This is a genomic window from Saccharomonospora glauca K62 (assembly GCF_000243395.2).
Lineage (GTDB): Bacteria > Actinomycetota > Actinomycetes > Mycobacteriales > Pseudonocardiaceae > Saccharomonospora > Saccharomonospora glauca.
This window is the reverse complement of sequence record NZ_CM001484.1, coordinates 3,346,597-3,367,904: the sequence shown is the minus strand read 5'-3', so window position 1 is coordinate 3,367,904 and position 21,308 is coordinate 3,346,597. Positions and strand designations below refer to the sequence as shown.

General features: G+C 69.2%; 19 protein-coding genes. 13 read left to right on the top strand and 6 right to left on the bottom strand.

Going from position 1 to position 21,308, the window contains the following annotated elements; translation table 11 throughout:
- Nucleotides 1–48 precede the first annotated feature (48 nt).
- The gene (locus tag SACGLDRAFT_RS15665) at nucleotides 49–1,011 is read left to right on the top strand and encodes a tetratricopeptide repeat protein (protein WP_232283979.1); all 963 of its coding nucleotides are present in this window, start codon (nucleotides 49–51) and stop codon (nucleotides 1,009–1,011) included.
- Between the two features lie 59 nt (nucleotides 1,012–1,070).
- Here the strand turns inward: SACGLDRAFT_RS15665 and SACGLDRAFT_RS15660 are convergent, their stop codons facing one another.
- A complete protein-coding gene (locus tag SACGLDRAFT_RS15660; RefSeq protein WP_005465816.1) occupies nucleotides 1,071–2,516 on the bottom strand; it encodes a neutral zinc metallopeptidase in 1,446 nt (481 codons plus the stop codon).
- Nucleotides 2,517–2,649: 133 nt separating this feature from the next.
- Here SACGLDRAFT_RS15660 and glgP point away from each other — a divergent pair, with 133 nt between their 5' ends.
- The 7 genes from glgP to SACGLDRAFT_RS15625 all read left to right on the top strand — a co-directional run bounded on the left by glgP (nucleotide 2,650) and on the right by SACGLDRAFT_RS15625 (nucleotide 10,215).
- The gene (gene glgP / locus SACGLDRAFT_RS15655; RefSeq protein WP_005465815.1) at nucleotides 2,650–5,205 is read left to right on the top strand and encodes an alpha-glucan family phosphorylase; all 2,556 of its coding nucleotides are present in this window, start codon (nucleotides 2,650–2,652) and stop codon (nucleotides 5,203–5,205) included.
- Between the two features lie 46 nt (nucleotides 5,206–5,251).
- Entirely contained in the window at nucleotides 5,252–6,073 is an 822-nt protein-coding gene (locus SACGLDRAFT_RS15650) for an ABC transporter ATP-binding protein (RefSeq protein ID WP_005465814.1), read from the top strand.
- Between the two features lie 77 nt (nucleotides 6,074–6,150).
- A complete protein-coding gene (locus tag SACGLDRAFT_RS15645; RefSeq protein WP_005465813.1) occupies nucleotides 6,151–6,930 on the top strand; it encodes an enoyl-CoA hydratase/isomerase family protein in 780 nt (259 codons plus the stop codon).
- 1 nt (nucleotide 6,931) lies between these two features.
- On the top strand, nucleotides 6,932–7,909 hold the full coding sequence (locus SACGLDRAFT_RS15640) for a class I SAM-dependent methyltransferase (protein ID WP_005465812.1): 978 nt from the start codon (nucleotides 6,932–6,934) through the stop codon (nucleotides 7,907–7,909).
- A gap of 9 nt (nucleotides 7,910–7,918) precedes the next feature.
- Nucleotides 7,919–9,109: a THUMP-like domain-containing protein gene (locus SACGLDRAFT_RS15635; RefSeq protein ID WP_005465811.1), complete on the top strand. Its 1,191-nt coding sequence runs from the start codon at nucleotides 7,919–7,921 to the stop codon at nucleotides 9,107–9,109.
- 172 nt (nucleotides 9,110–9,281) lie between these two features.
- A complete protein-coding gene (locus SACGLDRAFT_RS15630; protein ID WP_005465810.1) occupies nucleotides 9,282–9,785 on the top strand; it encodes a helix-turn-helix transcriptional regulator in 504 nt (167 codons plus the stop codon).
- Nucleotides 9,786–9,795: 10 nt separating this feature from the next.
- Nucleotides 9,796–10,215, top strand: coding sequence for a VOC family protein (locus tag SACGLDRAFT_RS15625; protein ID WP_005465809.1), 420 nt, complete (start codon nucleotides 9,796–9,798; stop codon nucleotides 10,213–10,215).
- A 404-nt stretch (nucleotides 10,216–10,619) separates the two neighbouring features.
- On the opposite strand, the gene SACGLDRAFT_RS15620 is transcribed toward SACGLDRAFT_RS15625, so the two are convergent.
- Nucleotides 10,620–11,045, bottom strand: a complete 426-nt coding sequence (locus tag SACGLDRAFT_RS15620; protein WP_005465807.1) for an ArsI/CadI family heavy metal resistance metalloenzyme — start codon at nucleotides 11,043–11,045, stop codon at nucleotides 10,620–10,622.
- A gap of 82 nt (nucleotides 11,046–11,127) precedes the next feature.
- Between SACGLDRAFT_RS15620 and SACGLDRAFT_RS15615 the strand changes: the two genes are divergently transcribed.
- Together SACGLDRAFT_RS15615 and SACGLDRAFT_RS15610 are read left to right on the top strand one after the other, a co-directional pair.
- Nucleotides 11,128–11,481 (top strand): ArsR/SmtB family transcription factor, encoded by a 354-nt coding sequence (locus tag SACGLDRAFT_RS15615; RefSeq protein ID WP_005465806.1) that lies wholly within the window; start codon nucleotides 11,128–11,130, stop codon nucleotides 11,479–11,481.
- Between the two features lie 55 nt (nucleotides 11,482–11,536).
- Nucleotides 11,537–11,947 (top strand): arsenate reductase ArsC, encoded by a 411-nt coding sequence (locus SACGLDRAFT_RS15610; protein WP_005465805.1) that lies wholly within the window; start codon nucleotides 11,537–11,539, stop codon nucleotides 11,945–11,947.
- A gap of 128 nt (nucleotides 11,948–12,075) precedes the next feature.
- On the opposite strand, the gene SACGLDRAFT_RS15605 is transcribed toward SACGLDRAFT_RS15610, so the two are convergent.
- Nucleotides 12,076–13,215, bottom strand: coding sequence for a C40 family peptidase (locus tag SACGLDRAFT_RS15605; RefSeq protein WP_040919156.1), 1,140 nt, complete (start codon nucleotides 13,213–13,215; stop codon nucleotides 12,076–12,078).
- Nucleotides 13,216–13,305: 90 nt separating this feature from the next.
- Entirely contained in the window at nucleotides 13,306–14,268 is a 963-nt protein-coding gene (locus SACGLDRAFT_RS15600) for a nucleoside hydrolase (protein ID WP_005465803.1), read from the bottom strand.
- Between the two features lie 50 nt (nucleotides 14,269–14,318).
- Here SACGLDRAFT_RS15600 and SACGLDRAFT_RS15595 point away from each other — a divergent pair, with 50 nt between their 5' ends.
- Nucleotides 14,319–15,074: an acyltransferase gene (locus SACGLDRAFT_RS15595; RefSeq protein WP_005465802.1), complete on the top strand. Its 756-nt coding sequence runs from the start codon at nucleotides 14,319–14,321 to the stop codon at nucleotides 15,072–15,074.
- 196 nt (nucleotides 15,075–15,270) lie between these two features.
- On the opposite strand, the gene SACGLDRAFT_RS15590 is transcribed toward SACGLDRAFT_RS15595, so the two are convergent.
- The gene (locus SACGLDRAFT_RS15590; protein ID WP_005465801.1) at nucleotides 15,271–16,698 is read right to left on the bottom strand and encodes a short-chain fatty acyl-CoA regulator family protein; all 1,428 of its coding nucleotides are present in this window, start codon (nucleotides 16,696–16,698) and stop codon (nucleotides 15,271–15,273) included.
- A 217-nt stretch (nucleotides 16,699–16,915) separates the two neighbouring features.
- Between SACGLDRAFT_RS15590 and aceA the strand changes: the two genes are divergently transcribed.
- Both aceA and aceB read left to right on the top strand, forming a co-directional pair.
- Entirely contained in the window at nucleotides 16,916–18,202 is a 1,287-nt protein-coding gene (gene aceA / locus SACGLDRAFT_RS15585) for an isocitrate lyase (RefSeq protein WP_005465800.1), read from the top strand.
- 35 nt (nucleotides 18,203–18,237) lie between these two features.
- Entirely contained in the window at nucleotides 18,238–19,842 is a 1,605-nt protein-coding gene (gene aceB / locus SACGLDRAFT_RS15580; RefSeq protein ID WP_005465799.1) for a malate synthase A, read from the top strand.
- 182 nt (nucleotides 19,843–20,024) lie between these two features.
- On the opposite strand, the gene SACGLDRAFT_RS15575 is transcribed toward aceB, so the two are convergent.
- The gene (locus tag SACGLDRAFT_RS15575) at nucleotides 20,025–21,272 is read right to left on the bottom strand and encodes a glycosyltransferase family 4 protein (RefSeq protein WP_005465798.1); all 1,248 of its coding nucleotides are present in this window, start codon (nucleotides 21,270–21,272) and stop codon (nucleotides 20,025–20,027) included.
- Between the last annotated feature and the right edge of the window lie 36 nt (nucleotides 21,273–21,308).

Sequence of the window (21,308 nt, the reverse complement as noted above, 5' to 3'; positions counted from 1 at the left end):
GGGGCGAGCCCTGCGCCAGCGATGACGGCGCTGACGGTCCATGCCAGGATGGAGACCGTGACACAGCCACGCGGATCAGGAAACAACCCACCCGCCGTGTCCGCCGCGCTTTCGGGGGCCGTCGACCTGTCGGCGGTAAAGGCGCGAGCCGAGGCGGCGGCACGGCAGGCGAAGCAGGCCGGTGCCGACGGCCTGGCGAACGGGGCGGCGAGCGCGTCCGTCATAGACGTGACCGAGGCCACTTTCCGGGCCGAGGTTCTGGAGCGGTCGCTGCAGCAGTTGGTCGTCGTGGATCTGTGGGCCGACTGGTGCGGTCCGTGCAAGCAGCTCAGCCCGGTGCTGGAGCGGCTCGCGGGCGAGAGTGGCGGTGCCTGGGTACTGGCCAAGGTCGATGTGGACGCCAACCCGCGCATCTCCCAGGTGTTCGGGGTGCAGTCGATTCCCACGGTCGTCGCCATCGCGGGTGGCCAGCCCGTGGACGCGTTCTCGGGTGCGCTGCCCGAGCCGCAGATCAGGCAGTGGTTGACGCAGTTGCTGGAGGCCCTGCGCGACAAGCTGCCCGGTGTGCGGGCGGCCATGCAGGGGCAGCCCGAGCCGCCGCAGGACCCGCGGTTCACCGAGGCCGAGGACGCCTTCGAACGTGGTGACTTCGCCGCGGCGGAGGCCGCCTACAAGCGAATCCTCGACAGCGAGCCCGGCAACGAGCAGGCCAAGGCCGCGCTCGTGCAGGTGCGGTTCGCCGCCCGTGCCGCGAAGACCGACCCGTCGTCCATCGCCAAGGCGGACGCGAACCCGGACGACCTCGACGCGCAACTGGCCGCCTCCGACGCGGAGGTGGCCGCGGGCAAGATCGAGGACGGCTTCGCCAGGCTGATCGCGGTCATCCGCCGCACGGCGGGCGACGACCGTAATCGGGTGCGCGAACACCTCGTGGGCTTGTTTGAGTTGTTCGACCCCGCCGACGAGCGGGTCGCCAAGGCACGGCGCGAGCTGGCCAGCGCGTTGTTCTGACGTTCGCGCCCGCACGATGCCGAACGCCGGCCGCCCCGAGGCGGCCGGCGTTCAGTGCATTACGGATACTCCGAGCTGCACGCTCCCGAGCCGTTGAAGTAGCCCTGCCGCAGCGCCCCGATCCGCGCGAAACCGTTCACCGCCGGGTGGCCGTTGATGTCGGCGGCGATGAGACTGCGGGGCAGCAGCAACTCGGCGATCGCCTCGTCCAGGTCGCCCGGCGACGGGCGCAGCAGCGCGCCTTCCTGGTCGATGGCGGCGGTCCAGGCGCCCACGAGGCAGGCGGTCCGCAGCCCGGCGTTGGCGTTGTCCACCGGGATCCCGAGACCCACCTGGATGCCCTGCACGTACCGGGAAACGACCTCGGCGAACGCGGCGAAGTCACCGAGTCCGCCGCCCTCCTGGCCGGTGAGTTCGGCTTCCCGGTCGATCGGTTGCCCCAGTTCCGCCAGGGCGGTCATGTCGACGGTGACGGTGTTGGTGTCCTGGCAGTAGGACACGGGCGGGGTGGCGGCACCGTTCGGGCAGCTACCGCCCTCGGCGACGATCTGCGGGCTCGGCACCCCGGCCTCCGAGAACGAGTCGTCGAGGCTCATCTGGAGCAGCCCCAGCGTGTCGGCGTTGATGGAGAGGTCGCCCTCGTTCGTGTCGTTGGGGCTGAACGGACGCTCCGTGATGCGCGACTCGATGTCGGCCAGGTCGATGGCCGCGCACTTCGTCGCGTCGTTCTCGAAACCGAGCTGGAACGCGTAGGTCCGGTCGAACGCCGTGCCGTGCGCGCCGTCGGCTGCGGCCGAGTGGCCGGGGGCGTCCCGGATGAAGAATAGCGAGGCGAGGACCTGGTTCAAACCCTCGGAGGTGGAGACCTCGAAGTACTCGCTGTGGCCCTCGGCGATCCACCGGAAGTACGCCCCGGTGAAGCAGTCGGCCTGCTGTTCCTTGACGATCGTGGGCGTCTGCTCGTCGATGCCGGACTGTTCGCCGAGCCGGTACTGCACGGCGTGTCCGAACTCGTGGCCGAGCACGGTGACCACGGCCATCGGGCCGAACCGCTCCCGCAGCAGCGGCAGCAGTATGCCCCGGTCCCAGGCCACCAGGTCCTCGGAAGGGCAGTAGAACGCGTTCATGGCCACTTCCTCGACGGTGGCCCCGCACACCTCGAAGTTGTCGGTGTTGGGGTCGTAGGACATCAGCTTCGATACCGGCTGGAACTCGGCGTTGAAGTGGTTGGGGAACTGCTCCTGCCAGAACTCGGAGACGTCCGCGATGGAGGCGACGGCGAGGCGGTCCTCCTCCGACTGCGTCAGGTTCTCGACGTTCAGCTGGGGTTGCGGCGCGGAGGCCTTCAGACCGCTTTCGAAGTGGGTGATCGGCAGGCCCGCGATGTCTCCCTCGCTGCGGAGCTCGCCTTCGACCTCGTTGGCGCACGATGCTGTCAGTGTGGTCACGGCGACGCCGATGGCCAGCAGGGCGCGCCGCGTCCCTCGTCCCCCTGTGTGCTTCATGGCGGGCACAGTAGCGGACGCGGGAACCCGAGAGAGGCGCTATGGGCAACTCGGGTGTAACGGGCACCGACCACGCGTCCGGCCGTGTGAGGCCACGCGCGGCGTTCCCGGCCCGGCGATATGGTCGATCATCATGAAAGCTGTCCGCCGGTTCACCGTGCACGCGCGAGTGCCCGACGAGTTGACGGGACTCACCGAGCTGGCCACCAATCTCCGGTGGACGTGGCATCCTCCGACACGCGATCTGTTCGCGTCGATGGACGACGCGTTGTTCCGCAGGGTCAGGGATCCCCTGCGCATGCTGGCCGAGGTACCCGCCTCCCGGTTGGACGAGCTCGCGCGTGACCCGGAGTTCCTCGCCAGGACCCGAGAGGCCAGTGAAGACCTGCGGCGCTATCTCACCGAGCCGCGGTGGTTCCAACGGCGGGTCGAACAAGCCGGCGACGGGGAGCGGTTCCCCGGCGCGGTGGCGTACTTCTCCATGGAGTTCGGGGTGCACGAGGCGCTGCCGAACTACTCCGGCGGCCTGGGTGTGCTGGCCGGTGACCATCTGAAGGCCGCCTCCGATCTCGGTGTCCCGATGATCGGTGTGGGACCGCTGTACCGCGCGGGCTACTTCCGGCAGTCGTTGTCGCTGGACGGCTGGCAGGTCGAGCACTACCCGGTGATCGACCCGAGTGGACTGCCGCTGGAACTGCTCACGGAGCCGTCCGGCGAGCCGGTCCACGTGCGCGTGGCGATGCCCGGTGGTCGCGACCTGCTGGCGCAGGTCTGGCAGGCCCGTGTCGGGCGGGTGCCGTTGTTGTTGCTCGACACCGACGTCGAGGAGAACGACGAGGACCTTCGCGGGGTCACCGACCGCCTCTACGGAGGCGACGACGATCACCGCATCCGGCAGGAGATCCTCGCCGGGATCGGCGGGATGCGCGCGGTGCGTCGCTACTGCGAGCTGACCGGGCATCCGCAGCCGGAGGTGTTCCACACCAACGAGGGCCACGCCGGGTTCCTCGGGTTGGAACGGGTGAGGGAGGTCCTGGCGGCGGGCGAGCTGACGTTCGACGAGGCATTGTCGGCCGTGCGTGCGGGCACGGTGTTCACCACGCACACCCCGGTGTCGGCCGGGCTCGACCGCTTCGAGGTGGACCTCGTCAGGCACTACTTCGGTGACGGCAGGCTGCTTCCGGGGGTGGACGTCGAGCGGGTGCTCGCGCTCGGCGCCGAGGACGACCCCCGCCGGTTCAACGTGGCGTACATGGGCTTGCGGCTCGCCCAACGCGCCAACGGCGTCTCCGCCCTGCACGGGAAGGTGTCGCGGCGCATGTTCGCCAAGCTGTGGCCGGGTTTCGACACCGAGGAGGTGCCGATCTCGTCGGTGACCAACGGCGTCCACGGTCCCACCTGGGTGGCGCGGGAGATGAGCGCGTTGCTCGGCGGCAGGGACGAGGAGTGGGGTCACGACGGCGACGGGTCCGGAATCGACCCGAACGTCACGGACGAACAGTTGTGGGCGTTGCGCCGCGAACTCCGCGGCAACCTCGTCGAGGAGGTCCGGAGACGGGCACGCGAGGCGTGGTTGCAGCGGGGGGCGTCGGCGCTGGAACTCGGCTGGACCGAGCGCATCTTCGACCCCGACGTGCTCACGGTCGGGTTCGCGCGGCGGGTTCCCACGTACAAGCGGCTCACCCTGATGCTGCGTGACCCGGATCGGTTGCGGGCCCTGCTGCTCGACGACTCCCGTCCCATCCAGATCGTGGTGGCGGGCAAGTCGCATCCGGCCGACGAGGGCGGCAAGGCGCTCATCCAGCAGATCGTGAAGTTCGTGGACGATCCCGCGGTGCGGGAGCGGATGGTGTTTCTGCCCGACTACGGCATGTCCATGGCCCGCTATCTCTACCGGGGCTGCGACGTGTGGCTCAACACCCCCACGAGGCCGTTGGAGGCGTGCGGCACCTCGGGGATGAAGGCGGCGCTCAACGGGTGCCTGAACCTGTCGATCCGCGACGGCTGGTGGGACGAGTACTACGACGGTAGTAACGGCTGGGCCATCCCCACGGCCGACGGGGTGACGGACCCGCTGCTGCGCGACGACCTGGAGGCGGCGGCGCTCTACGACCTGCTGGGCCAACAGGTGGCTCCGTTGTTCTACGACCGGGACGCCTCGGGTGTGCCGCGTGGCTGGATCTCCATGATCTGGCACACACTTCGCACGCTGGGGCCGAGGGTGCAGGCGTCGCGCATGGTGCGGGAGTACGTGGAGTCCTACTACGGGCCGGCGGCCACGACGGTGGCGGCGGCCACGGCCGACGGCTACGCGGGGGCTCGCTCGCTGGCGGCCTACCGGGCGCGCGTGGACGCGTGCTGGCCGCTGGTGCGCGTGGTGTCCACGGACCTGTCGGTCGACAGTGGCGACGCGTTCGTGGTGGGGTCGCCGGTGCGCGTCACGGCCCGCGTCGACCTGGCCGAACTGGACGAGTCCGATGTGGAGGTCCAGGCCGTGGTGGGCCGGGTCGGGGACACCGACGACCTCGCCGACGTGGTCACCGTGCCGCTGTCGCCGTGCGGCCGAGGGGAGTTCGCGGGCACGCTGCGACTGCCGTTCGCGGGCTCGCTCGGTTACACGGTGCGGGTACTGCCGAGGCACCCGTTGCTGGCGAGTCCCGCCGAGCTGGGCAAGGTCGTGCTGGCCTAAAAGACCCACGGGGTGCGTTCTTGCCTTCGTGGGCCGGTCGGTGACAATGAGCCCCGTGAATGACGTGGCGGTCCCGGAGAACCTTGCCGATCTCGTGATCCACGCCTCCGGTGTGGGGGTCAGGAGGGGGCGTAACAACCTTCTCGCCGACATCAACTGGTCGGTGGAGCTCGACGAACGGTGGGTGGTGCTCGGGCCGAACGGCGCGGGCAAGACCACGCTGCTCAAGCTCGCGGCGGCGGAGATGCATCCCACCACCGGCGTGGTGCACGTGCTGGGTGAGCGGCTCGGCCGGGTGGACGTGTTCGAGTTGCGCACGCGGATCGGCTTCACCTCGGCCGCGGTCAACAACCGGATCCCACCCGAGGAGAAGGTGCGTGACGTGGTGATCAGCGCTGGGTACGCCGTGCTCGGACGCTGGCGCGAGTCGTACGACGAACTGGACACCGACCGCGCCGAGGAACTGCTGACGACGCTGGGCATCGCCCACCTCGCCGATCGCAGCTACGGAACGCTCTCCGAGGGCGAGCGCAAGCGAACGCTCATCGCGAGGTCGTTGATGACCGACCCGGAGATGCTGCTGCTGGACGAGCCCGCCGCCGGACTGGACCTCGGCGGCCGGGAGGACCTCGTCGCCAGGCTGTCGGAGCTCGCCCTCGACCCCGACGCGCCCGCCATGGTGCTGGTCACCCACCACGTGGAGGAGATCCCGCCGGGGTTCACCCACGCGCTGCTGCTGTCGGAGGGACGGGAAGTGACGTCCGGCCTGATCGACGACGTGCTGACCAGCGAGAACCTGTCGAAGGCCTTCGGGCAGGACCTGCTGTTGCAGCGGTCGGGTGACAGGTTCTTCGCCCGACGTCGCTGATTTGTACTACCGACGGGTAGCCTGCGAGAAGGCGTCAACGCGATCGACGCCGATCGCGGAGTGTGAAGGAGGAAGGCGTGGGCGAGTTCGTCCGTCTCGAGGTCGACGAGGGCATCGGCACGATCCGGCTTGACCGGCCGCCGGTGAACGCCCTGAACAACCAGGTGCAGGCGGAGCTGCGGGAGGCCGCGATCGAGGCGGGCGACCGCGACGACGTGCGGGCGGTCATCCTCTACGGCGGTGAGAAGACGTTCGCGGGCGGTGCCGACATCAAGGAGATGGCGGCGAAGTCGTACGTCGAGATGCAGCGGTTCGGCGGGGCGCTGTCGGCCTCCCTGACCGTGATCGCCGAGCTGCCCAAGCCCACGGTCGCCGCCGTCACCGGGTACGCGCTCGGCGGGGGACTCGAACTGGCCCTGACCGCCGACCGGCGGATCGTCGGCGACAACGTCAAGGTGGGGCAGCCGGAGATCCAGCTCGGCATCATCCCCGGTGCGGGTGGTACGCAGCGGCTCGCCAGGCTCATCGGGCCGAGCCGCGCCAAGGACCTCGTGTTCACCGGCCGCTTCGTGGGGGCCGAGGAGGCGCTCGCCATCGGGCTCGTGGACGAGGTCGTCGCTCCCGACGACGTGTACGCCGCCGCTCGTCGGTGGGCGTCGCAGTTCGTCAACGGCCCGGCGGTGGCGCTGCGGGCGGCGAAGGCCGCGATCGACGGAGGGTTGGACACCGACCTGCGTAACGGCCTGAAGCTGGAGACCGAGCTGTTCACGGCGCTGTGGGCGACCGAGGACCAGAAGCGCGGGATGCAGTCCTTCATCGAGAACGGCCCCGGCAAGGCCACCTTCGAGGGGAAGTGACGTGACCAACGTGTCGGACCCGGCCCCGAACCCCCACGCCACCGCCGAGGAGGTCGAGGCCGCCTACCGCGACCCCAAGCTCGCCAACGTGCTCTACCACGACTGGGAGGCGGGCACGTACGACGAGAAGTGGTCGATCTCCTACGACGAGCGCTGCATCTCCTACGCCACCGACGTGTTCAACGCCGTCGCAGGCACGCAGGGCCAGCCCTACGGCCACGCCATGGAGCTGGGCAGCGGCACCGGGTTCTTCCTGCTCAACCTCATGCAGGGCGGGGTGATCAAAAAGGGCTCGGTCACCGACCTGTCGCCCGGCATGGTGCAGGTGGCGTTGCGCAACGCGGCCAACCTCGGGCTCGACGTGGACGGCCGGGTCGCCGACGCGGAGCGCATCCCGTACGACGACAACAGCTTCGACCTCGTGGTGGGGCACGCGGTGCTGCACCACATTCCCGATGTGCGGGCGGCGCTGCGCGAGGTACTGCGGGTGCTCAAGCCGGGCGGCCGGTTCGTGTTCGCGGGCGAGCCGACGAAGATCGGCGACTTCTACGCCCGCAGGCTCGGCAGGCTCACCTGGTGGTTGACCACCAACATCACCAAGCTGCCGCCGTTGCGGGAGTGGCGGAGGCCGCAGCAGGAGCTCGACGAGTCGTCGCGGGCCGCGGCACTGGAGGCCGTCGTGGACCTGCACACGTTCGACCCGTCCGAGCTGGAACGGATGGCCCTCGGCGCCGGGGCCGTGGACGTGCGCGCGGTGACGGACGAGTTCACCGCTGCGTTGCTCGGCTGGCCGATCCGGACGTTCGAGGCGGCGGTGCCGCAGGAGAAGCTGACGTTGCGGTGGCGGCTGTTCGCCTACCACGCGTGGCTGCGGCTGTCGGCACTGGACCGCAAGGTGCTGTCCAAGGTGCTGCCTCGGGAGTTGTTCTACAACGTGATGATCACCGGGATCAAACCGGCCGCGCCGTCGCGGCTCTGAGGGGTCCGGGTGGCCTACGCCTTCTCACTCGGCGACGTCGCGTTCCTGCGTTCGCGGGAGGGCGGAGAGGCTCTCAAGGCGTGCTCCGCCCTCGGGCTGACGGAGGCGAGCCGACTGGCCGACGTGGCGGCGGCCCGTCGGCTGGTCGGCCCGGAGCACGCCGCCGCGGTGCTGGAGACCTTGCTGCTGCGCCGTAAAGCCGAGGCCAAAGTGGACGGCGGTGGCCGTTGGTTGTTCACGGACGAGGCGCTCCAACAGGCGAGCGCGTCGCCCGTGGCCGCCTACCGCGCGGAGCGGCTCGCGGGGCGGGACGTGCACGACGTGACGTGTTCGGTGGGCGCCGACCTCGTCGCGCTGGCCCGGACGGCGCGGCGCTGCATCGGCTCCGATGTGGACGAGGTGCGGTTGGCGATGGCGGCGCACAACTGCGCGGTCTCCGACGTCGCTCCCGCACTCGTGCGCGCGGACGCGCTGCGTCCGGTGAGCCGCGGGACCGTCGTCGTGGCCGACCCCGCGCGTCGGGACGCGGCGGGGAGACGGCGCTGGCGGCCGGAGGACTTCGTGCCCGCGCTCGACGACCTCGCCGCCGCGTACGCGGGGCAGCCGCTGATGGTGAAGTGCGCTCCGGGGCTCGATCCGCGGGCCGCGCCGTGGGCGAGGGAGATCGAGGTCATCTCCCTCGACGGGCGGGTGCGGGAAGCGAGCCTGCTGAGCGAGGAGCTCGCCACGGCCGCGCGCCGGGCGACGGTGTTGCGGTCGGACGGCAGCGCGTGGTCGATCACCGACGCCGACCCCGACGACGTGCCGGTGGGAGAGGCCGGGGAATGGCTTGTCGATCCCGACGGGGCCGTGGTGCGGGCCGGGCTCGTTCGGCACTACGCGGCCCGGTACGGACTTCGGCAGCTCGATCCCCGCATCGCCTATCTGACCGGCGACACCCCGCCTCCCGGCGTGCGGGCCTTCCGTGTGCTGGACTCCGGCCGCTACAGCGAGAAGGCGTTGCGGGCGCTGCTGCGTCGCCACGACGTCGGACGGCTGGAGATCCTCGTGCGCGGGGTGGACGTCGACCCGGACGCGCTGCGACGCCGGCTCAAGCCTCGCGGTACCACCGAGGCCAGCGTGGTCATCACGCGCATCGGCAGGACCGCCGTGGCGTTCCTCTGCCGTGCCGAACGGATACCGGAAACACCGACGGGGTGACGCCGCCGACCTCACCGACGCCGACGTCCGGGCGGCCACGCTGCGGTACGTGCGCAAGCTCTCCGGGTTCCGGCGACCCGGTCCTCGCCGTGGGCTTCGGCTCGGACCGCGGCCCCACGGACCACGCGCCAGTCCGGCGTGCCGTCGGTCTTCGTCAATTCTTCGGCACCGAATGTCGGTGGCTCCCCGTACGCTCCCAGACGTGACCGACATCGCTTCCTCGGCCGCCCGACCACGAGCGGCCGAGCCTTCGCCGCAGTACCTGCGCGACCTCGCACTGCTGCGCCGTGTGCGCGACCGGATCGACCGGGAGTACGCGCGGCCGCTGAACGTCGAGGCACTGGCCCGCGGCGTCAACATGTCGGCAGGGCATCTCAGCCGTCAGTTCCGACGCGCCTACGGTGAGTCGCCGTACTCGTACCTGATGACGCGGCGCATCGAGCGCGCGATGGCGTTGCTGCGTCGTGGCGACCTCAGCGTCACCGAGGTCTGCTTCGCGGTCGGGTGCTCCTCGTTAGGCACCTTCAGCACCCGCTTCACCGAGCTCGTCGGTGTTCCACCCAGCGTCTACCGGCGCGAGTCGGCGCGGGAGGCGCAAGGGATGCCGCCGTGCGTGGCCAAGCGGGTCATGAGACCGATCAGGAATCGAGAAGCGTCGAGCACCGGGGCGCAATAGCGTGGCGGTCATGAGCGACACGGACCTCACCATTCACCAGGTCTTCCTGCCCCACACCGATCCGGAGGCCTCCCTGGCCTTCTACCGCGACACGCTCGGGTTCGAAGTCCGCAACGATGTCGAGTACCAGGGCCTGCACTGGATCACGGTGGGGCCTCCGGAGCAGCCCGAGACGTCCATCGTGCTGCACCCGCCCGCCGCGGACCCCGGTATCACCGACGACGAGCGGCGCACCATCGCCGAGATGATGGCCAAGGGCACCTACGCCGGTATCAACCTGGCCACCAGAGACCTCGACCGCACCTTCGAGCGACTGCAGTCCGGGGACGCCGAGGTCGTCCAGGAGCCGACCGACCAGCCGTGGGGCGTTCGCGACTGCGCCTTCCGCGACCCGGCGGGCAACATGATCCGCGTCTTCGAGGTGCGGTGAGCCCGGCCGCGACCGGGAAACGCACGTCGCGACCGAGCAGGGTCACCCGCGGCGCACGGCGCCGACAGTCGTGATCGAATCCGCGCGCCCAGGGCGCGCGTGAACAATCCCGCCGGCATCAGTGTCGAGATCCCGAAGCGCCGTCTGACGGTGTTCACCGGGGTCTCCGGCTCCGGTGAGGGCTCGCTCGTGAACTCCTCGATCCCCGTGGACGTCGGTGCGGTGTCCGTCGTTCTCGGTCCCGGCGCGGGCTACGACGGCGTCGGGTGGTCTTTCGAAGGCCCCCTGCCGACCTCGTTCGTATCGTCCTCACCGGTCAATATCGCGCGGAGTACGTCGGCGCGTGACGGGGTCGTGCCGGGTGCTTGCGTCGACATGCCCCGGCACGACCCCGTCGCCACGAGTCAGGCGCAGCAGTTCGACTGGGGAGTCGTGGCGGTGCCGTGGTCGGGACCGAAAGTGGCCGAGTCACCCGTGACGGTGTAGATCTCCCACGGTTCCTCGCCGGGACCACGCACCCAGACCTTGTCCTGCTGTGCGTAGCAGCACGTGGTGCCGTTCTCGACCAGCGTCCGCATTCCCTCGTCGGTCAGGCGCCGAGTGGCCTGCTCGACCTGCTCGGTCGACTCCACCTCGACACCGAGGTGGTCCATGACAGTCGGCTGGCCGGGCTCTCCTTCGAGCAGGACGAGCTTCAGGGGCGGCTCAGTGAGGGCGAAGTTCGCGTAACCGGGGCGAAGCTTCGCGGGCGAGGTGTCGAACAGTTTCGAGTAGAACTCCACCGATTCCCGCAGGTCACCGACTCGCAGCGCGAGCTGAACACGAGACACGACTCCTCCTTGAATAGATGTTCATCGAAACAGAGACATGCTCAGCTTGGACCTCTGATTAGAAAGATGTCAAGATAGAAGCATGTCGAAGCAATTGCCGCTGGCGGCGATGGACGCCTGCTGCGCACCTTTGGCTCGCGAACCACTGACCGAGGAGCAGGCCGTGCAGTTGTCGCGGCTGTTCAAGGCGATGGCCGATCCCGTGCGGCTGCGGCTGCTGTCACTGATCGCCTCTCACGTAGGCGGAGAGGTGTGCGTGTGTGACCTGACCGATGCGTTCGACCTCACCGGACCCACGATCTCCCACCACCTGAAGGTGCTGCGGGAATCCGGGTTGATCACCGGGCAACGGCGGGGGACCTGGGTCTACTACCGAGTGCATCCGGAGGTTCTCGCTCGGCTGTCGGCGGTACTGACGACCGGGGAGACCGCGTGAGCACCGCGGATACGGCCGCCCCTTGCCACCGCACGACTTTCGACACGGAGGTGTCGTGATCGCCAAGCCGGAGATCCTGTTCGTGTGCGTCCACAACGCCGGGCGGTCGCAGATGGCGGCTGCCCTGCTCAAACACCACGCGGGAGGTCGTGTGGTCGTTCGCTCGGCGGGGTCCGCTCCCGCCGACACCATCCACCCCGCTGTCGCCCGAGCCATGCGTGAGATCGGACTGGATCTGTCCCCGGCGTCCCCCACACTGCTCACCACCGATCACGTTCGGAGCGCGGACGTCGTCGTCACTATGGGCTGCGGGGACGCCTGTCCCGTCTTCCCCGGCAAGCGTTACCTCGACTGGCAGCTCGACGATCCCGCGGACAAGTCGCTCGACGACGTCCGCCGCATCCGGGACGAGATCGACCGCCGGGTCCGGGATCTCCTCGCCGAACTCGTGCCGAATCCCGACTGAGAGCCGGACGTCATCGGACTCCTTCCGCGGTGTGGTCGCCTCGGCGTGGTCCTCGGCGTCCGCGTTCGCGTTGCGCAGTAGGCGTCGACGATGTGCGGCAGAGTTCCCGCGTCGAGGAACTACTCGCCCTACGCCGCCGTGGGCCTGCCCGCACCCGCGTAGTCGTCTCCGGGCTTGCGGTAGTTGTGCACCTGCACGGCCTGGCCGAACGTCGGGGCGTCGATCATCTGGTCGTTGCCGATGTAGATGCCCACGTGGTGGATCTTGGTGTCGGGATCGCCGAAGAAGACCAGGTCGCCGAGCCGCAGCTCGTCGTCCTTCTCGACCAACGGCACGCTGTGGTACTGCGTGTGGGCGGTGCGCATGAGGGAGATCCCCGCGCTGGCGTACGCGGCCGTGGTGAGCCCGGAGCAGTCGAACCCGGCGTCGCCGTGCTCGGTGCCGTTGCCGCCCCACACGTACGGCAGGCCGATCTTGTCGATGGCGAAGGTGACCGCCTTCAACGCCGCCGTGTCCGGTTTGGTGCGACTCTCGCCCACGGTGCCGTAGACGTTGGCCGTGGCCAGCACCCGGTGCAGGAACAACGGTTCGTCCAGCAGCACCGAGACCCCGTCCAGCCAACTGTCCCCACCGGAGAGATCCCGACCGCCGTCGCACATGGCCCTCGCCGCCGTCAACGCGGCGTCGTCGATGTTCTGGATGTCGGGCTCCTCGCCGGTGGGACTCTCCTTGAACTCCTCCCACACGGCGGGGGAAAGCTGCAGCGGCCCCGCCGCACCGGGTTCGGAGATCACGTTGCCGTCGAAGTCCCGCACCTCGATCGTCCCGATGGGCTCGGACATGTCGCCGTCCTCGGTGACCTCACCGCCCTCGATCCGGCCGTGGTCGGTGGCGGTGCGACCGATCCCCGCCAGGGTGACCCACGACAGGTGACACTCCGGCTGCTCGTCGGTGAGGATCACCGTCGCGGTCGCGTACGCGTACATCGCGCGGCGGGGGATGTCGAGCCAGTCGGCCACGTCGTCGACCCACTCCTCGAACTTCAGTCCCGAGGCCGCGGGGACGGAGGGCTCGGGCGGAGAGGTGCTCGGCGTCGGCTCCGGTGCCTTCGCCGACGTCGCCGAGGTCGGCGAAGGCGCGGCGGCCGGCTCCTCGGCGTCGTCCGAGGCGAAGGGCAACCCCACGACGAGGACTCCGACCAGTACCACTGCCGCCGAAACCGCCGCGATCAGCAGCCTTCTGCTCCGTGGCTCCTCGCCCGCGCTCATGGAGCACAGAATAGGCATCCAGTGGCCACGGTGCGTGAGGTTGTCCCCAAGTAGAGGGAGGCAAACCTCGCTCCCGGACGAGTGTGGAGATCAACGCAGGGTGAGGCGTTCCAGGAGGAACGTCCGCAGTCCGTCCAGGTCGGTGTCCACCGCCACGTCCACGGTGTTCCCTCCCTCGGGCACTTCCGTCTCCTCCCGCAGCTCGGGACGTCGCTGGTCCACGATGGTGGCGCCGCGCGCGGGGCCGAACGAGGTCTCCACGGACACGGGGACCGCCTCGGTGCGCAGGATGCCGGGTCGGATCGCCTCCGCGACCGCCACCGCATCGTGGAGCACCATCCCGTCCCAGCCCAGCGCCTTGCGGTAGTGCGCGAGATAGTCGGGCGTCAGGGCGGTGAGCGCGGCTCCCATGGGATTCGAGGCCGCCAGCGTTTCCAACCACTCGCGATCGACCGCGCAGCGGTAGGTGAGGTCCATCGGCACCAGTACGCACGGCACCTCGCCCCCGCCGAGCACACGCTGTGCCGCCTCGGGGTCGCTCCAGATGTTGAATTCGGCCGCCGCGCTCGCGTTGCCGTGCCCCAGCGCGCCGCCCATGACGACGATCCTGGCGATCTTGTGGTGGAGGTCGGGGCGGGCGCTCAGCAGCGTCGCGATGTTCGTCAGCGGCCCGATGGGTGCGATGGTCACCGGCTCGTCGGAGGCCTCCAGCAGCCGCGACAGCAGCCACACGGCACCGCCGGGTTCGACGGGGCGCTCCGCCTCCGGCAGCGCCGCCGAGCGACCCGACAGTCCGTCCGTCCCGTGGACGTATCGCGCCTGGTGCGGGTGGACGTGGACGAGTGGGCGGGCGGCGCCCTTTGCCACCGGCACGTCACCGCGTTTGCACAGCGCGAGGACACGCTGCGCGTTGCGCGTGGTGGCCTCGATGCCCACGTTGCCGAAGACCGTGGTCACGCCGAGCAGGTCGACGTCCTCGCTCAGGGCCGCCAGTGCGATCGCGAAGGCGTCGTCCACACCCGGATCGGTATCGATGATGAGTTTCGTCCCCACAGTCGCACTCCCTCGTTCCCGGCTACGCGGCACACGTTACGGTCACCCTCATGACGTCGATGTGGGGTGCTCCCGTGCTGTCGCGGTTCCGGGCGTGGCGCCGGAGCCGACGTGATCCCCGGCAGGCACGGTTCCTGACGGCCGAGTCGCTGCGCTGGGTGTGGCGCAACCGGGCCTTCACCCCCTGGTACCTGGTGCGGTACTGGCGACTGCTGAAGTTCCGCCTGGCGAACCCGCACATCGTGTTGCGCGGGATGGTGTTCCTCGGCCGGAACGTTGAGATCCACTGCCGCCCCGGCTACGGCCGCATGGAGATCGGGCGCTGGGTCCACATCGGTGACGGCAACGCCATCCGCTGCCACGAGGGGTCCCTGCGCATCGGCGACAAGGTCGTGTTCGGTCGGCAGAACGTGGTGAACGGCTACCTCGACATCGAGATCGGCGCCGCCACGCTCATCGCCGACTGGGTCTACATCTGCGACTTCGACCACATCACCACCGACATCACGGTGCCGATCAAGGACCAGGGCATCGTGAAGTCGCCGGTGCGGATCGGACCGGACACCTGGATCGGCACGAAGGTGTCGGTGCTGCGGGGGACCCGTGTGGGTCGAGGCTGCGTGCTGGGGGCACACGCCGTGGTGCGCGGCGACATCGCCGACTACGGCATCGCGGTCGGCTCGCCCGCCCGTGTGGTCCGTGACCGCAGGGAGGCCTACGAGGCCGACGCCGAACGCCGGGAAGCGGTGAAGGACATGGCCCGCAAGGCGAACAAGGCGTTGAAGAAGACCCTCGGCGAGGCCTGAACCCCCCGGCGTGTCCGCAGGTTGTGCACGCGTGTCCGCAGGTTGTGCACGGGTGTCCGCAGGTTGCGTACCCGTCCTCGTCCGTCGGTGGCCCGAGGAGTCTCGCTTCCGGACCGCGGCGACGTACGGGAAGTGCGGACACGCGTACGAAAGCTGCGGACACGCGTGCGGGAAGTGCGGACACGCCGGCGGGGGCTCAGTCGGTCTTCGGCACCGCCGGGTAGGGGACGAAGGTGCTGGTGTTCTCGTCCACCGTGAGCTGCTTGCCGATCGTGGGGAAGGCCCGCTGAGGGCAGGCGGGGCGTTCGCACACCTTGCATCCGATGCCGATGGGGGTGGCGGCGGTCTTGTCGTCGAGGTTCAGTCCCGACGAGTACACGAGCCGGTGTGCGTGTCGCAGCTCGCAGCCGAGTCCCACCGAGAACACCTTGCCGGGGCTGCCGTACCCGCCGATGTTGCGGGAGACCGTGCGGGCGATCCAGAAGTAGCTCTTGCCGTCGGGCAACGTCGCGACCTGGGTGAGCACCTTGCCGGGGCGGGCGAACGCCTCGTAGATGACCCACAGTGGACACGCGCCCCCGACGCGGGAGAAGTGGAACCCGGCGGCCGACTGTCGTTTGGACATGTTGCCCGCGCGGTCGACACGGACGAACGAGAACGGGATTCCCCGGAGTTTGGGACGCTGCAGCGTCGACAGCCGATGGCACACGGTCTCGAACCCGACCCCGAAGTGCTCGGACAACAGCTCGATGTCGTAGCGGAATCGTTCGGCGGCGCCGTGGAAGTCCCGGTAGGGCAGGATGAGCGCGCCCGCGAAGTAGTTCGCCAGGCCCACGCGCGCCAGGGAGCGGGCGGGGGCGCCGGAGAACGCCCACGAGTCGGCGAGCTCGGTGATGAGGTCGTCGTACTCCAGCAGCGCGATCTGTGAGGCCATGCGGAAGGCCTGCTGGCCGATGCGCAACGTCGGAGCCATCCGGAGGATGCGGGTCTCCGGTTCGTACCGGTGTTGCTCGCCCGCGGCGAGGTTGAGGCCCTCCGTGGTGACGGTGACCCCGTAGTGCTCGGCCAGTCGGTCGCGCAGCCCGTTACGGATCTCGTCGCGCCGAAGTCCCAGCTCGTGGTACATCTTCTCGGCGCGTTCGTCGAGTTCGGCCACGTAGTTCTCGCGTTCGTAGAAGAAGTCGCGCACCTCCTCGTGGGGCAGGGGTGCGGCGGGACTGCCGTGGACGCCCCGGCCGTCCTCGGTGACGAGCGCCGCCGTGGTCTCGATGGCGTTGCGGTAGCTCCGGTGGAGCTTGACCAGAGCCTCGGCCACCGACGGCAGGTTCTTCGCGAGGTCGTTGATCTCTCCGGGGGAGACGTTGGCCCCGATCGACTCGTCCAGCAGGGCTTCCCTGACCTCGGCCACGAGCCGGGAGGTGTCGTTGTCGGCGAAGAACTCGGCGTCGACGCCGAACGCCTCCGTGATGCGTAGCAGCACCGGCACGGTCAACGGTCGGGTGTTGTGCTCGATCTGGTTGAGGTAGCTGGGGGAGATTTCGAGCAGGCGGGCCAGGTCGGCCTGGCTCATCGAGCGGCTCTCACGGAGGTGCCGCAGTCGTGCTCCGGCGAAAGTCTTGTCCACTGAATCGAATCCTTCGTGAAGGAATTCCTGTCCGGAAACGGTCAAGATCCCGAATTACACAGCATTGTGAACACGGTCATTTGCAACATTCACAAGATCCTAAGGAAAATTCGCACAACTTCGCAACTTGGATCTCTGGCGCCGTTTGTGCAGGCCATGTCATTGTCATCGCCAGCAGGCGAGTGATCGCAACGTTCGCAAAGTTGGAGTGAAAGCGATGACCGAGAAGCAGAACCGCTTGGAGCAGGAAGCGGCCGCCCTGGAGCAGGAGTGGAAGACCAACCCCCGCTGGAAGGACGTGAAGCGCTCCTACTCCGCCGCGGACGTGGTCAAGCTTCGCGGTAGCGTCGTCGAGGAGCACACGCTCGCCCGCCGCGGCGCCGAGAAGCTGTGGAATCTGCTTCACACCGAGGACTACATCCACGCCCTGGGCGCGCTCACCGGTAACCAGGCCGTGCAGCAGGTCCGTGCCGGTCTGAAGGCGATCTACCTGTCGGGTTGGCAGGTCGCCGCCGACGCCAACCTGGCCGGCCAGACCTACCCCGACCAGAGCCTCTACCCGGCCAACTCCGTCCCCGCCGTGGTGCGTCGCATCAACAACGCGCTGACCCGCGCCGACCAGATCACCTGGGCCGAGGGCAACACCGACATCGACTGGTTCGCGCCGATCGTGGCGGACGCCGAGGCCGGCTTCGGTGGTCCGCTGAACGCCTTCGAGCTGATGAAGGCCATGATCGCCGCCGGTGCCGCGGGTGTGCACTGGGAGGACCAGCTCGCCTCCGAGAAGAAGTGCGGTCACCTCGGCGGCAAGGTGCTCATCCCCACCAAGCAGCACGAGCGCACCCTGAACGCAGCTCGCCTGGCCGCCGACGTGCTGAACGTGCCGTCGGTGATCGTCGCCCGCACCGACGCCCAGGCCGCGACGCTGCTCACCAGCGACGTCGACGAGCGCGACCGCAAGTTCCTCACCGGCAACCGCACCTCCGAGGGCTTCTACGAGGTGCGCAATGGCATCGAGCCGTGCATCGAGCGTGGTCTGGCCTACGCCGAGTACGCCGACCTGCTGTGGATGGAGACGTCCACTCCGGACCTGGAGGTCGCACGCCAGTTCGCCGAGGCGATCAAGGCCAAGTACCCGAACCAGATGCTGGCGTACAACTGCTCGCCGTCGTTCAACTGGAAGAAGCACCTGGACGACGACACCATCGCCAAGTTCCAGCGCGAGCTGGGCCACATGGGCTACAAGTTCCAGTTCATCACGCTGGCCGGCTTCCACGCGCTCAACTACTCGATGTTCGACCTGGCCAAGGGCTACGCGAATGAGGGCATGACCGCCTACGTCGACCTGCAGGAGCGCGAGTTCGCCGCCGAGGAGCGCGGTTACACCGCCACCCGCCACCAGCGCGAGGTCGGCACCGGCTGGTTCGACCTGGTGAGCACCGCCCTGAACCCGGAGAGCTCCACCACGGCGCTGACGGGCTCCACCGAGGAAGCGCAGTTCTAGACCGAACTGCGTCACCGGCTCGAAGGGGACGAGACATGGCTGACACGTTGAACGGCCGGCTGCGCATCGCCGGTCCCATGCGCGAGCGCTACGACGAGATTCTCACTCCGGCGGCGCTGGAGTTCGTCGCGAAGTTGGACAACACCTTCGCGGGTCGTCGCCGGGACCTGCTCGACGCTCGGCGTCGGCGCAGGGAGCGGCTCGCCGCGGGCGAGGAGAAGCTGGGCTTCCTGCCGGACACCCGGTGGATTCGCAGCGACCCGTCCTGGCAGGTGGCCCAGCCCGCCCCCGGCCTCGAGGACCGCAGGGTGGAGATCACGGGTCCCACCGACCGCAAGATGACGGTCAACGCCCTGAACTCGGGTGCGAAGGTGTGGTTGGCAGACTTCGAGGACGCGACGTCGCCGACGTGGCACAACATCGTGTCGGGCCAGCTCAACCTGTACGACGCGATCCGGCGTGACATCGACTTCACCGACCGGGGCAAGCGGTACGTGATCGGCGACGAGCCGGCCACGATCGTCGCCAGGCCCAGGGGCTGGCACCTGGTGGAGAAGCACATCCGGATCGACGGCCGTCCCGTGTCGGCCAGTCTCGTCGACTTCGGGCTCTACTTCTTCCACAACGCACGGCAGCTCCTCGCACGGGGCAGCGGACCGTACTTCTACCTGCCGAAGCTGGAAAGCCACCACGAGGCTCGACTGTGGAACGACGTGTTCCTGATGGCGCAGGAGGAACTCGGCATTCCGAGGGGGACGATCCGCGCCACCGTGCTGATCGAGACGATCACCGCGGCGTTCGAGATGGACGAGATCCTCTACGAGCTGCGCGAGCACGCCGCCGGGCTCAACGCGGGCCGCTGGGACTACATCTTCAGCATCATCAAGACCTTCGCCTCGCACGGCGCGGACTACGTGCTGCCCGATCGGGCGCAGGTCACGATGACGGTGCCGTTCATGAGGGCCTACACCGAGCTGCTGGTGCGCACGTGCCACAAGCGCGGTGCCCACGCGATCGGCGGGATGTCGGCGTTCATCCCGAGTCGTGACCCCGAGGTGAACGCCGTCGCGCTGGAGCAGGTCCGGCAGGACAAGGAACGCGAGGCCGGTGACGGCTTCGACGGGTCGTGGGTGGCCCACCCCGGCCTGGTGCCGGTCTGTCGGGAGGTGTTCGACGAGGTGTTGGGCGGCTGGCCCAACCAGCTCGGCAAACTACGCGAGGACGTCGTCGTCACGGCCCACGACTTGCTCGACGTGGCGAGCGCGGGTGGTGAGGTCACCGAGCGGGGCGTGCGGTCGAACATCAACGTCGCCCTGCGCTACATCGACTCCTGGTTGAAGGGCACCGGGGCCGCCGCCATCTTCAACCTGATGGAGGACGCCGCCACGGCGGAGATCGCCCGCTGCCAGGTGTGGCAGTGGATTCGCAACGGCACGAAGCTGGCCGACGGCACCGTCGTCACGCGGGAGCGGGTGACGGAGTGGTTGGACGCCGAACTCGCCGACGTGCGCGCCGAGCTCGGTGAGGACAACCGGCTCGCCGAGGCGCGCGAGATCTTCGTCGAGACGGCGTTGTCGGAGAAACTGCCGAGCTTTTTCACGACGGGCGCCTACGCGAGGTACCTGACGACATCGAGCTGACCGCCCGGCTGCCGGACGAGGCCGGAGGTCGTCGTGGAGGCCGTGGAGGTCACCGTCCCGAAGGCACCGGGGCGGCGGCCTCCACGGCCGCACTCTACGGTGCGGTCCGTGATTTTCGTCCTAATCGGACACGTTGCTCGTCGTCCGGGGCGGCATGACGTCCCCGTCCTTCGGGCCGACGGTCACGCGAACGCGTTGCCCGTGGCGATCTTGGGGCGGCCGAAGGACTGCGGCGGGGACACTTTCGCCCGACGGTAGACGCGAATGGTCTCCTCGGCGATGCGCGACCAGTCGAAGTCCGTCGCCAGCCGGGAAGCGGCCGCGTGCGCCCGCCGGGACGCCGCCTCGCCGTCGGCCAGCACGGTGTCCACCGCGCGCACGATCCCGTCGACGTCGCCGGGGGCGAACGCGAGCCCCGTCTCGCCGTCGACGACGAGTTCCCCGAGACCACCCGCCGTGGAGGCCACCAGAGGCGCCTGGGCCGCGGCGGCTTCGAGTGCCACGATGCCGAACGGCTCGTAGCGGCTCGGCAGCACGACCGCGTCGGCGGCCGACAGCACCGCGCGCAGTTCGGCGTCGGGGAGATGCCCCACGAACTCCACCGCGTCGTCCAACGACAACCGCGCCGTCTGGGCCACGAGCTCGTCCCGGTGCCTGCCCGCACCCGCCACCACGAGTCGGGTGCCGGGGTGCCTGCGCCGAATCTCGGGCAGCGCGTCGAGCAGGTCCTGCACTCCCTTCTCCCACTCCAGGCGCCCGAAGAACAACAGCATGGGGCCGTCGGGGCTGTGGGCGGCACGTACACGGGCGACGTGCTCCCCCTTCACGTACCAGTTCCGTTCCTCGATGCCGTTGTGGATCACTGTGATCGCCTCGTCCGGCACCTCGAACAAGTGCGCCACCTCGCGGCGCATCGCCTCGGAACAGGTGATGAGCGCGTCGACCCGGTTGGCCAGCCACCACTCCACGGAGTGGATCTGCTGGTTGAGGGGCTGGGACAGCCAACCAGAGTGGCGGCCCGCCTCCGTGGCGTGAATGGTGCCCACCAACGGCACCTCGGCGGCCTCGGCCAGGGCGATCGCGGGCTGCGTGACGAGCCAGTCGTGGGCGTGGACGACCTCCGGTCGCCAGGTGCGCAGCAGCTGCGTCCCCGCGCGGATCATGGCGTGGCCCATCGACATCGTCCACGCCACGAGATCGCGCTCGAACGTCACGTGGACGGGGTCCTCCGCCACCCGGATCAGGCGCACCCCGTCGACGACCTCGTCGGTCGTGGGATGGGTCTCGGCGTCGGTGCCCGCGGCGTGCCTGCACAGCACCACCACCTCGTGCCCGCCGCGCACGAGATGCCTGGCCAGCGCGTGGACGTGTCGGGCGAGCCCCCCGACCACGACCGGCGGGTATTCCCACGACAGCATCAACACGCGCATAAGCCGAGGTTACTCACCGGTCGCTTCGGCGGCGGC